The sequence below is a fragment of the Desulfovibrio sp. JY genome, assembly GCA_021730285.1.
Lineage (GTDB): Bacteria > Desulfobacterota > Desulfovibrionia > Desulfovibrionales > Desulfovibrionaceae > Solidesulfovibrio.
The window spans coordinates 1,063,015-1,075,571 of record CP082962.1; the positions used below are offsets into that span (position 1 = coordinate 1,063,015).

Genomic DNA, 12,557 nt, shown 5'->3' on the forward strand with positions numbered 1-12,557 from the left:
GCGAGGGAGCACAGCCAATGCGAATCGGCGTTTTTATCTGCCACTGCGGCAGCAACATCGAAGGCACGGTGGACACGGCCTCCGTGGCCCAGACCTCCCTGGAATTTCCCGAGGTCGTCTATGCCACGGACACCATGTACGCCTGTTCGGAGCCTGGGCAGGGCGGCATCATCCAGGCCATAAAAGAAAAAAACCTCACCGGCGTGGTGGTGGCCTCCTGCACCCCCCGCATGCACGAGCCCACCTTCCGCCGGGCCGTGGAGCGCGCCGGCTTAAACCGCTACATGTTCGAGATGGCCAACATCCGGGAGCACGTCTCCTGGATCGGCAAGGACCGCGAGGCCAACACCAACAAGGCCATCGACCTGGTGCGCATCGCGGTGGAGAAGCTGCGGCGCGACGCCCCGCTCTCCCCGAGCAAATTCTCCATCAACAAGCGGGTGATGGTCATCGGCGGCGGCGTGGCCGGCATCCAGGCGGCCCTCGACTGCGCCGACGGCGGCCTGGACGTCGTTTTGGTGGAGCGCGAATCCACCATCGGCGGCAAGATGGCCAAGCTCGACAAGACCTTCCCCACGGTCGACTGTTCGAGCTGCATCCTCGGCCCCAAGATGGTGGACGTGTCCCAGCACCCCAACATCACCCTGCACGCCTATTCGGAAGTGGATTCCATCGGTGGCTACGTGGGCAACTTCCAGGTCCAGGTGAAGAAAAAAGCCACCTATGTGGACTGGGAGCTGTGCACGGGCTGCGGCGCCTGCACCGAGAAGTGTCCGAGCAAGAAAAACCCGGACCACTTCAACGAAAATATCGGGCCCACCACCTCGATCAACATCGCCTTCCCCCAGGCCATCCCCAAAAAGGCCGTGATCGACCCCACCACCTGTCGCCAGTTCGTCAAGGGCAAGTGCGGCGTGTGCGCCAAGGTCTGTCCGACCGGGGCCATCAAGTACGATATGACCGATGAGATCGTGACCGAGGACGTCGGCGCCATCGTGGCCGCCACCGGCTACGACCTCTTCGACATCTCCAAGGTCACGGAATACGGCGGCGGGCGCTACCCCGACGTCATCACCGGCCTGCAGTACGAGCGCCTGCTTTCCGCCTCCGGCCCGACCGGCGGCCACGTCAAGCGCCCCTCGGACGGCAAGGAGCCGAAGACCGTGGTCTTCATCCAGTGCGTGGGCTCGCGCGACAAGTCGCTGGACCGCCCCTACTGCTCCGGCTTTTGCTGCATGTACACGGCCAAGCAGGCCATCCTGACCAAGGACCACATCCCGGACTCCCAGTCCTATGTCTTCTACATGGACATCCGCGCCCCCGGCAAAATGTACGACGAGTTCACCCGCCGGGCCATGGAAGAATATGGGGCACGCTACATCCGGGGCCGCGTGGCCATGGTCTACCCCAAAAACGGCAAGATGATCGTGCGCGGGGCGGATACCCTGGCCGGCACCCAGGTCGAGGTCGAAGCCGACCTGGTGGTCCTGGCCGCCGGGGCCGAGGCCGCCAAGGGCGCGCCGCAGCTGGCCGAGAAACTGCGCATCTCCTACGACAAATACGGCTTCTTCATGGAAAGCCACGTGAAGCTCAAGCCCGTCGAGACCAATACCGCCGGCGTGTATCTGGCCGGCTCCTGCCAGGGTCCCAAGGACATTCCCCAGTCCGTGAGCCAGGGCAGCGCCGCCGCGGCCAAGGTGCTGGCGCTTTTCTCCAAGGACATGCTGGAAAGCGACCCGCAGATCTCCCACGTGGACATCAAGCGTTGCGTGGGCTGCGGCAAGTGCATCATGACCTGCCCCTTCAAGGCCATCAAGGAAGTGGAGTTCCGCGGCCAGAAGAAGGCCGAGGTCATCGAGACGGTGTGCCAGGGCTGCGGCCTTTGCACCTCGACCTGTCCCCAGGGCGCCATCCAGCTCTCCCACTTCACGGACAACGAAATCCTCGCGGAGGTCAACGCCTTATGCCAGTCCTGACCGGCAAGGAACTGCGAATCGTCGGATTCCTGTGCAACTGGTGCTCCTATGGGGGCGCGGACACGGCGGGCGTCGGTCGGTTTACCCAGCCCACGGACCTGCGCATCATCCGCGTGCCCTGCTCCGGACGCATCGATCCGCTCTTTATCGCCAAAACGCTTCTTAACGGCGCCGACGGCGTGCTTGTCTCCGGCTGCCACCCGCGCGACTGCCACTACGCCGAGGGCAACTTCTACGCCCGCCGGCGTCTGGAGGTCCTCAAGCGCTTCCTGCCCATCCTCGGCATCGACCCGGGCCGGTTCGACTACACCTGGGTTTCGGCCTCGGAGGGCCAGCGCTGGCAGAAGGTGGTGACGGTTTTCACCGAACAGATTCACGCCCTGGGACCCGCGCCGCGCTACGAGGCCGTGTCCGCGGACATGCTCGCCAAGGCGGCCGGGGCGCTTGGCCAAGGAGGCAACCGTGTCGCGGCTTGAGGAACTCAAAGCACGCATCAAGGAGGCACTGCCCGGCCTTGAGTGCGTCATCGGTTGGCAGAAAGGCTACGACCCCCTGCACAACACGCCGCTTTTCATCAGAAACGAAGCGGATGTGGACAAGCTCGAATGGGGGGCGTTCAACGTCCACAACCCGGCCGTCTACCTGCCCAGCTTCAAGGGCAAGAAGGTCGGCATCGTGGTCAAGGGCTGCGATTCCCGCTCCGTCGTGGAACTGCTCCAGGAAAACCTCATCGACCGCGCCGAGGTGGTCATCTTCGGCCTGCCCTGCGAAGGCGTGATCGACCTGACCAAAGTCAAGGCCCGGATCGCCGACGCGGGCGCGGCCGCCGGCACGGTTACCAACGTGACCACCGACGGCAAGACCGTGTCCGTCACCGCCGGCGACAAGACCGTCTCCATGCCGCTGACCGAGGTCCGGGCCGACAAGTGCGGCCGCTGCCAGTTCCCCAACGCGGTGCTGGCCGACACGTTCCTCGGCGATCCCATCTCCCCGACCGTGCCGGCCACCCCGGTGGACGCCGACCTGGCCGCCCTGGACACCATGAGCGTGCCCGAGCGCATGGCCTTCTGGCGTTTCCAGATGGACCGCTGCATCCGGTGCTACGCCTGTCGCAACGCCTGCCCCATGTGCGTGTGCCGCGACCACTGCATCGCCCAGAGCCGCGAACCCCACTGGCTGACCCAGGAGGACACGGCCACCGAGAAGCTCACGTTCCAGGTGGTCCATGCCATGCACCTGGCCGGTCGCTGCACCGAGTGCGGCGAGTGCCAGCGGGCCTGCCCCATGGACATCCCCATTCTGGCGCTCAAGAAGCATCTCAACCGGACCATCCACGACCTGTTCGGCTACCAGGCCGGCACCGATCCCCAGGCGATTCCGCCGCTTCTGCAGTTCAAGGTCGAGGAAGACAACATCAAGGAGCGAGACTGGTAATGGCCGCTTTAAAATATATCACGAGCGACAAGCTCCCTGAGTGGCTCGGCGCCCTGGCCGCCAAAAGCCGGGTGCTGGTTCCGGTCGCGGAAGGCGGCAGCGTGGTGTTCCGGCCCTATGACGGGACCAAGACGCCGGTCTTCGATTCCGACGCCACGGCTCCGCCCAAGTCCTCCATCTTCCCGGCCTGCCAGGAACTGTTCCATTACGAACAGGGCAAGGACGCGGAAGATCCGGGCAAGCCCACCCTGAAACTCATCGCGGACACCAAGGCCGAACCCACGGTGGTCTTCGGCTGCAAGCCCTGCGGCGCGCGCGGATTCCTCATCTTCGACCGCGTCTACATGGGCAAGAAGTTCCCCGATCCCTATTACATCGCCGCGCGCGAGGCCACGACCTTCGTCACCATGGCCTGCGCCAAGACGGAAAATACCTGCTTTTGCCACTGGGTGGGCTCGGGCCCGGCCGACACCAACGGTTCGGACGTGCTCCTGACCCCGGTGGCCGGCGGCTACACCGTCGAGGCGGTGACCCCCAAGGGCGAGGCGCTGCTGGCAAGCCCGGCGCTTGCCGACGGCGCGGCCAAGGCCGACGAGGCCGAAGCCGTCAAGGCCGGCACGCGTGCGGCCCTTGGCGAGGCTCCGGACATCGCGAATGCTCCCCAGGCCCTGCTCGACGCCTTCGACGACCTGCCCTTCTGGCAGGCCCAGTCCGACAAGTGCATCAGCTGCGGCGCCTGCACCTACCTGTGCCCGACCTGCTACTGCTTCACCATCACCGACGAGCCCGCCGGCATGAAGGGACGCCGCATGCGTTCCTGGGACGCCTGCATGCACTTCCAGTTCACCATGGAAGCCTCGGGGCACAACCCGCGCCCGACCAAGGCCCATCGCTTGAAAAACCGGGTCGGCCACAAGTTCAGCTACTATCCGACCCTGCATGAAGGGCTCATCGCCTGCTGCGGTTGCGGCCGTTGCATCAAGAGCTGCCCGGTCTCCGTGGACATCCGCGAGATCGTGCAAAACGCCGTGGCCAGGGCCAAGGGCTAGAGGGCAAGACTATGACCGATCCGTTCAATCCCTATCTGCCGGAAGTGGCCACCATCCTGGAGACCATCCAGGAGACGCACAACATCAAGACCTTCCGGGTGCGTTTCGACGACGAGGCCAAAATGGCCGCGTTCAAATTCGAGCCCGGCCAGGTGGGCCAGTTGTCCGCCCCGGGCATCGGCGAATCCACCTTCGTCATCAACTCGCCCCCAACCCGCATGGACTACCTGCAATTCTCGGTCATGCGGGCCGGCGAAGTGACCACCCGCCTGCACGGCCTGGCCGCCGGCGACAAGGTGGGCGTGCGCGCCCCGCTCGGCAAGCCCTTTCCCTACGAGGACATGAAGGGCAAGGACATCGTGTTCGTCGGCGGCGGCATCGGCATGGCCCCGCTGCGCACCCTGTTCCTCTACATGCTCGACAACCGGGCCGATTACGGCAACATCACGCTGCTTTACGGCGCGCGTTCCCCGGCGGACATGGCCTTTTCGTCCGAGCTGCCGGAATGGACCAGCCGCAAGGACGTCAACACCACCTTGACCATCGACCGCGAGGCCGACGGCTGGGAACACAAGGTGGGGCTCATCCCCAACGTGCTGCTGGAGATCGCGCCCAAACCCGAAAACTGCGTGGCCGTCACCTGCGGCCCGCCGATCATGATCAAGTTCACCCTGGAAGCGCTCAAAAAGCTCGAGTTCGCCGACGAGCAGATCTTCACCACGCTGGAAAAGCGGATGAAGTGCGGCATCGGCATCTGCGGCCGTTGCAACATCGGCACGAGCTACGTGTGCGTGGACGGTCCGGTGTACTCGTACGCCCAACTCAAGGCCCTGCCCAACGAGTTGTAGCGTTACGGAGAAGGGGGGAGCCTCCGGCGGCCGGGGGGAAACTTTTTGGAAAAAGTTTCCCCCCGGACCCCCTTCAAAAACTTTCAACGGGCTTCGCGTGATGCATATGGAACCTCTCGGCAACCCCTTTTTCCGGCTGGAGCCGCTCGCGGCGGCATGTCGCCGCGAGCGGCTCCAGCCGGCGGAAGGGGGGTCCGGGGGGCCCATGGCCTCCCGGCGGGGTCCAGGGGCAGCGCCCCTGGCCGCCGGAGGCCTCCACCGCAAGGGAGAATGAAATGGCTAACTTTTTTAGCGGCAGCGACATCGTCGGCACGGCCATCGAGATCGAGCGCCGGGGCCGCAACGTCTATTCCAAGGCGGCGGCGGCCGCCACCAACCCGGACGTCAAGAACTTCCTGCAGTTCTTTGCCGGCGAGGAAGCCCGCCACCAGGCCATTTTCGAGGCCATGGCCGGCCGCATCAGCAAGATCGAGATCCCGGCCGGCAGCGACGAAGCGGAATACATGGACTATGTCCAGGCCCTGCTCGATTCCCACGCCCTTTTTTGCGGCGGGGCTCCGGAACAGGACCTGGCCAATGCCTCGGACGCCATCGCGGCCATCGAACTGGCCAGCCGGTTCGAGAAGGACACCATCCTCTACTTTCGCGAGATGATGGACCTTCTGCCGCAAAACGAGTCCGATATCGTCAAGCAGTGCCTGAACGAGGAGCGTGGGCACCTGCGCCAGCTGCGCGCCATGCTGGTCAAATTACGCAAGAAGTCCTAAACGCAAGAGAAACCCGGCGGGCCGTCGCATTCCGGCTGCGGCCCGCCGTCATGCCTTTCCGCCCGCCCGTCCGCCAAGGACGCGGATCGGGAAAGGACGCGGGGCAAGGGGGACGGCCATGTACCATGATGATTTCGGCTTCGACGCCATGACCCTGGAAAGCCCCTTGGTTCCCGAGGCCAAGGCCGGTCCCGCCGACGCCTTGGAGCAGGGGTTCGCCGGCCGCATGGCCGGGCTCATTCTCGCCTCCGACCTTTTTTCCGCCCGCAATTCCGGTCCCAGGCCCTGGCTCGACAACCTGGAGCTGTCCACCTGCTGGCCGGGCGCGGTCATCCGCTACTGCGGCGAGCGGCTGGACCAGGACGACCTGGACGCTTTTCTCGGCTGCGTGCTCTTGGCCTTTCGCGACACCGGCCGGGCCGGCGCGGCCCGGTTTCACCTGCGCGATCTCACGCGCCTCATCCGCCCCCGGGGTCGCCGGTTCGCCACGCGGCGACTGGAACGGTCGCTGTGGCGGCTGGCCAGCGCCCGTATCGAGATCGAGGAGGAAGCCGGCCATGTGCTCATGCAGGCCAAGCTGCTCAACACCCTGCTGTGCGACCGCGCCGCCGGCATTTGCGCCGTGGACGTCAGCCCCCGCGTGATGGAGGCCTTTTGCGCCGCGCCGGTCGTGGAGCGGCTGCTGGCCTGTCGCGCCCCGTTCGAGGCCGGGCGGTTCCACCGCTGGCTGGCCGGGCTGCTTTCCCAGGGACCGGCCGCCTCGCGCCTGGACCTGTCCGCCCTGCGCCGGCTGTCGGGACTGACGCGCCAGCCCATGCCGGCCTTCCGCGTGCGGGCCATCACCGCCCTGCAGGATTTTCTGGACATGGGGCTTATCGCCGCCATCGAACCGGCCGGGCCCGACAGACTCGTGGCCATGCGCCCCATCGCCCGCGGGGAGGAAGCGGCCTGCCTGCTCCTCTCTTGACGGGATCATCCCATGGACGGCATCATGTCCTCACAGGCCAAGACGTCCTCCGGTTCTGACGCCCCCGAGGCGAAAAAAATGCCGGGGCATGTCTTGTGTCTTGCCCCGGGGCCGCTGCGCACCCTGCCTTTTCGTCGACTGACCCTCGATGTGGCCAGGGATGGGCGGGAATCTTTCATGACGCCCTCGAGGCTGCGGTCCTGTCAGGCGTCGGCGTCCGACGCGGACCGCCCGGGTGACGGTATGCCCCAGCCGCCGACGCTGGAAGACCTCATAGGCATCGAGCACAGCAAGCTCGGGTTTTACCAGGAGCTGCGCCAGAAGGTGCAGGAGCTCCAGGAGGCCCACGAGGAATCGGAAGTGCGGCGCCAGGAGATCGCGGCCATCCTCGACGGTATCACCGACATCATGATGGTGCTGTCCAAGGATCTGCGCATCATCTCCGTCAACCACGTCTTCCACGAGCTCTTTAACATCCCCCGACCCGAAGGGCAGCACTGCTACCGCATCTTCCGCGAGGGCGACCGGCCCTGCCCGGAGTGCCCGGCCCACCGGTCGTTTCAGTCCAATGCCGTGTGCCGCTGCATGGGGACCTTCAAGATCGGGGGCGTGGCCCGCCGCTTCGAAATGGTGGCCTCGCCCATCCACAACCCCGACAGCCCGGAGTCCCGCATCCTTATTTTCAAGCGCGACGTCACCCTGGAAACCGAATACCAGGCCAAGTATTACCAGGCCGAGAAGATGGCCACCATCGGCATGCTGGCCGCGGGCGTGGCCCACGAGATCAACAATCCGCTGACCGCCGTCTACGGCCTGGCCGAGGGCATCCGCCGTCGGCTGCCGGTCATCCGGGAGGGCGTGGACGATGCCCTGTACGGGGACGTGGCCGAATACACCGAAACGATTCTCATGGAATGCCGGCGCTGCCGCGACATCGTGCGCTCCATGCTGTCCTTCTCCCGGCCCCACACCCTGGCCTTCTCGCCGGTGTGCCTAAACGAGGTCGTGACGGACACCCTGAACATCCTGCGCGGCCACCTCGAGGAGCGCGGCAAGCAGGGCCTGCGCCTGACCGTCAACCTGTTCGATCCCCTGCCCACCGTGCCCGGCGACGAGGCCCAGCTCAAGCAGGTGCTTTTGAACATCCTCGTCAACTCCATGGACGCCATTGCCGGCGAAGGCGAAATCACCATCACCACGCACCCGGAAAACGACAACACCGTCAACCTGTCCGTCGAGGACACCGGCTGCGGCATTCCGCCGGAAAACATGGACAAGCTCTTCAATCCCTTTTTCACCACCAAGCCCGTGGGCAAGGGCATCGGCATCGGCCTTGCTGCCTGCTACGGCATCGTGCGCGAACACCACGGCCTTATCGAAGTGGCCAGCGAAGTGGGACTCGGCACCCACGTCACGGTGAAACTCCCCTTGGACAGCGGCCAATCCAGTGAATAATCCCTACGGTCTTCTCGTCGTGGACGACGAACCTTCCATCGGCAAGCTCCTGCTCAAGGAGTTTACCACCCCGGCCCGCACGGTGCATGTGGCGGCCAGCGCCCGCGAGGCTCGGGAGCTCATGGCCAAGCACGAGTTCGAGGTGGCCGTGCTCGACATCCGCCTGCCCGACGTCAACGGCATCGACCTCATGGTGGAGCTCAAGGCCCGCCAGGAGGATCTGGAATGCATTCTCGTCACCGGGCACGGCGCCATCGACACGGCGGTCGAGGCCATGAAGCTCGGGGCCTTCGACTATGTGACCAAGCCGTTCAATCTGGCCGAGTTGGAACTTTTAATCGAGCGGGCCTACCAGCGCACCTTCCTGCGCCGGGAAAACAGGCGACTGCGGCATTTTCAGGGCGAGACCCCGCCGGTCAAGCTGGTGGGCAACTCCCCGGCCATAAAGCAGGTCCGCTACCTGATCGAAAAGGTGGCCCCGACCGAGGTGCCGGTGCTCATCACCGGCGAATCCGGGGCCGGCAAGGAAGTGGCGGCCCACCTCATCCAGTCGCTTTCCAAACGGGCGGACAAGCCGTTTTTCATCAAGAACTGCGCCACGCTGCAAAAAGAGCTGGCCCGAAGCGAACTGTTCGGCCACCTGCGCGGCTCGTTTACCGGGGCGGTGGAGAACAGCGAAGGCTTCATGGCCTTCGCCAACAAGGGCACGCTGTTTCTCGACGAGATCGGCGAGCTGCCCATCGAGGTCCAGGCGGCGCTGTTGCGCGTGCTGGAAAACAAGACCTACCGCCGGGTGGGCGAAAAGGAAGAGCGCCGGGCGGACATCCGGCTGCTGTTCGCCACCAACCGCGAGCTGGTCAAGGAAGTGGCCGAGGGGCGGTTCCACGAGGCGCTGTTTCACCGCATCAACGTCTTCAACATTGAGATGCCGCCGCTGCGGGAACGCCGCGAGGACATCCCGCTTTTGGTGGAGTTCTTCCTGTCGCGCCTCACCGCCGGGCAGGCCCCGTTCCGCATTTCCGACCGGGCCATGAAGTGCCTGACCGAATACGACTGGCCGGGCAACGTGCGCGAACTGCGCAACGTCATGGAGCGCTCCATCATCCTGTCCGAAAACAACCTCATCACCGAACACGCCCTGCCCCGCGAGTTTCTGGAACCGGATCGGGCCGAGGAGGACATTTTGACCCTCGAGGCCAAGGAGAAGGAGCACATCGCCAAGGTGCTCAACTTCTACGACAACAACCGGTCGCTGGCCGCCGAGGCCCTCGGCATCTGCCGCAAGACGCTCTATCGCAAGATCCGGCAATACAACCTGTTCTAGGGGCGCGCCGCCGGCACCGGGCGGCGCGCGTTTCCTGCCGGTTTCCTCCCGTCCCCATTGGTGATAACGCTCGGCGCGGGCAGCGCTTTTCGCGCTGCTTACTGGACTGCCGCCAACCGCCGGGATGCCCATGCAAAGTGCCGAAGTCGCCGCCTACTGGGAAGCCAACGCCGGACAGTGGACCCGCCAGAGCCGGGCCGGCCTCGACGTGTACCGGGACGTGCTCAACACGCCGCTTTTTCTGGCCATGCTCCCGGCCATCGACGGCCGCGACGGGCTGGACATCGGCTGCGGCGAGGGGACCAACACCCGCCGGCTCGCCCGGCTCGGGGCGAGGATGCGCGCCCTCGACATCGCGCCGACCTTCCTGCGCCATGCCCGCGAGGCCGAGGCCGCCACTCCCCTTGGCATCGACTTTCTGCTCGGCGACGCCCTGTCCCTGCCGTTTGCCGATGCCGCCTTTGATTTCGCCACCGCGTTCATGTCGCTGATGGACATGCCGAACCACGAGCGCGCCCTGGGCGAAGCCTGGCGGGTGCTGCGCCCGGGCGGCTTCCTCCAGTTCTCCATCCTGCACCCCTGCTTCGCGCCGCCGTATCGCAAGGTGCTGCGCGAGCCCGACCAGTCGGTGCGGGCCATCGAGGTCGGGCGCTATTTCGAGACCGAGGGCGCGCATCTCGACACCTGGTGGTTCTCCAGCCTGCCGCGGGAGCGGCGAAGCGAAGTCCCCCCCTTCCAGGTGCCCTACTTCCACCGCACCCTAAGCGACTGGCTCAACGCCATCTGCCAAACAGGCTTCGTGATCGAGCGCCTCGGCGAACCGACGGCCACGCCCCAACAGGCCCAGGCCGTCCCCCTGGTGGCCGACACCCGGGTCACCCCGCTTTTCCTGCACATCCGCGCCGGCAAACCGGCCGCCACCGTCAGCCGGCCCGCCTAGTCGCGCGCCCCGGCGCGGCTCCTTCCGACACGCCCCCCCGCGTCCGTCCGTCCCCCCCCGGGGCGGACGGGACTTGCGCCTGGCCCGCTTTTCGCTCCAGTACATCGATACTGCTTAAAATAACATATCGAAATCGGCGTGCATCTTTTATGTTATCAATAATACAATACGGTTGATACATAGAGAATTCGGCGTTATGGTGCCTTTTGACCCATTGATGCACTCAAACTGGATCAAAATTACTTTTTCTCAATCAAACAAATAAAATCAGGATGTTATATGCAAATTAAGGGAGTTGGCCGTACCGGCGGTAGTGTCAGCGTGTCACACTGGCAGACGATATCGCGTGACAGTCCCGGCCAATCCTCCCAATTCCTGGTTTTCCGCGCCTAAATTTGTTGGCCTGCTTCTTGCTGCCTTATTGAGACCTATGTCGCGTCAATCCGCTTATGCAAGCAACGCCGGGGAAAAACATCCCCTTTCCAAACAGCGTTCGCCGGCTGGAAGATTGCATGCGCGCGACGTCGATGTGGCTGGAGCGTGTTTTTCCGCACAACAAGTCGCCCCAGCCCATTCCCGGACCGCAGCAACAACGGGCGCGAATTCCGCCGCGTCATGGCGACAGGAATCACGCTTCATAAAAAAGCGTGATACAATAATCCGAAGCGCCATCCGCCGCAACACAACAGGACCGGCCGACACGATAGGCCGCGTCTGACCCGGGAGAGAGATTCATGCGCAGCATTCCCGTCGAAACGGCCCAGGGCATGGTCCTTTGCCACGACATCACCCGCATCGTGCCGGGCGAGGGCAAGGGACCCGCTTTCCGCAAGGGACATATCATCGCCCCCGAGGACATCCCGGTCCTTTTGCGCCTGGGCAAGGAACACATCTACGTCTGGGATCTGGCCGAGGGGCTGGTCCATGAGGACGACGCGGCCGGGCGCATCGCCCGGGCCATCGCCGGCGAAGGCATCACCTTCACCCAGCCCTGCGAGGGCCGCATCAACCTGCTGGCCGACCGGCGGGGGCTGCTCAAGATCAATGTCGACGCCCTGCGGCGCTGCAATTCCATCGACGAGGTGACCATCGCCACCATGCATGGCGACACCGTGGTTTCCGAGGGGCAGATGCTGGCCGGCACCCGGGTGGTGCCGCTGGTCGTGGCCGCCGAGAAGCTCGACGCGGTGGAGAAGGTCACGGCCGAGACCGGCCCGCTGGTCATGGTGCGCCCGTTTAAGCCGCTGCGCGTGGGCGTGGTCACCACCGGGGGCGAGGTCTACCACGGCCGCATCAAGGACAAGTTCGGACCGGTCCTGCGCCGCAAGTTCGACGACCTCGGCTGCTCGGTCATACGGCAGGTCATCGTGCCGGACGACAAGGACATGACCGTGCGCGCCATCCGCCAGCTTCTGGCCGACGGCGCGGAGATGATCGCGGTCACGGGCGGCATGTCGGTCGACCCCGACGACCTGTCCCCGTCGTCGATCCGGGCCGCCGGCGGCGAAGTCGTCACCTACGGCTCCCCCACCTTCCCCGGGGCAATGTTCATGCTGGCCTACCTCGGCGACGTGCCCGTGGTGGGGTTGCCCGGGTGCGTCATGTACCACAAGGCCAGCATATTCGATTTGACGGTGCCGCGGCTGGTGGCCGGCGAAAAGCTGACCCGGGCCGACATCGTGGAACTCGGGCATGGGGGCCTGTGCGCCATGTGCCCGGAATGCCGCTACCCGCTTTGCGGGTTTGGCAAGAGCTGAGGAGGAAACGGCCTCGGCCGTCTTTTCCGGAAAAGCTCGC

9 protein-coding genes and 1 pseudogene are annotated in these 12,557 nt (G+C 65.0%); all 10 read left to right on the forward strand.

Annotation, left to right across the window (positions count from 1 at the left end; translation table 11 throughout):
- The first annotated feature begins 17 nt into the window (after positions 1 to 17).
- The 10 genes and pseudogenes from K9F62_04790 (at position 18) to K9F62_04835 (ending at position 12,517) form a co-directional block, all read left to right on the forward strand.
- Entirely contained in the window at positions 18 to 1,976 is a 1,959-nt protein-coding gene (locus tag K9F62_04790; protein UJX42008.1) for a CoB--CoM heterodisulfide reductase iron-sulfur subunit A family protein, read from the forward strand.
- Positions 1,964 to 3,410 (forward strand): annotated as a pseudogene (locus tag K9F62_04795) (hydrogenase iron-sulfur subunit). The gene K9F62_04790 and the pseudogene K9F62_04795 overlap by 13 nt, the downstream one beginning before the upstream one ends.
- Positions 3,410 to 4,459: a 4Fe-4S dicluster domain-containing protein gene (locus tag K9F62_04800; GenBank protein ID UJX42009.1), complete on the forward strand. Its 1,050-nt coding sequence runs from the start codon at positions 3,410 to 3,412 to the stop codon at positions 4,457 to 4,459. Before K9F62_04795 ends, K9F62_04800 begins: the two are co-directional and overlap by 1 nt.
- An 11-nt stretch (positions 4,460 to 4,470) precedes the next feature.
- Positions 4,471 to 5,307 (forward strand): FAD/NAD(P)-binding protein, encoded by an 837-nt coding sequence (locus K9F62_04805; protein UJX42010.1) that lies wholly within the window; start codon positions 4,471 to 4,473, stop codon positions 5,305 to 5,307.
- Positions 5,308 to 5,582: 275 nt separating this feature from the next.
- Complete coding sequence (locus K9F62_04810; protein UJX42011.1) at positions 5,583 to 6,074, forward strand: ferritin family protein; 492 nt, start codon at positions 5,583 to 5,585, stop codon at positions 6,072 to 6,074.
- A 118-nt stretch (positions 6,075 to 6,192) separates the two neighbouring features.
- Positions 6,193 to 7,041 carry a hypothetical protein gene (locus tag K9F62_04815; protein ID UJX42012.1) on the forward strand — a complete coding sequence of 283 codons (849 nt, stop codon included), beginning with the start codon at positions 6,193 to 6,195 and terminating at the stop codon, positions 7,039 to 7,041.
- Between the two features lie 24 nt (positions 7,042 to 7,065).
- Positions 7,066 to 8,496 (forward strand): ATP-binding protein, encoded by a 1,431-nt coding sequence (locus tag K9F62_04820; protein UJX43131.1) that lies wholly within the window; start codon positions 7,066 to 7,068, stop codon positions 8,494 to 8,496.
- Positions 8,489 to 9,820, forward strand: a complete 1,332-nt coding sequence (locus tag K9F62_04825) for a sigma-54 dependent transcriptional regulator (protein UJX42013.1) — start codon at positions 8,489 to 8,491, stop codon at positions 9,818 to 9,820. Before K9F62_04820 ends, K9F62_04825 begins: the two co-directional genes overlap by 8 nt.
- A gap of 130 nt (positions 9,821 to 9,950) precedes the next feature.
- Positions 9,951 to 10,760, forward strand: a complete 810-nt coding sequence (locus tag K9F62_04830) for a class I SAM-dependent methyltransferase (GenBank protein UJX42014.1) — start codon at positions 9,951 to 9,953, stop codon at positions 10,758 to 10,760.
- 734 nt (positions 10,761 to 11,494) lie between these two features.
- Entirely contained in the window at positions 11,495 to 12,517 is a 1,023-nt protein-coding gene (locus tag K9F62_04835; protein UJX42015.1) for a molybdopterin-binding protein, read from the forward strand.
- Positions 12,518 to 12,557 lie beyond the last annotated feature (40 nt).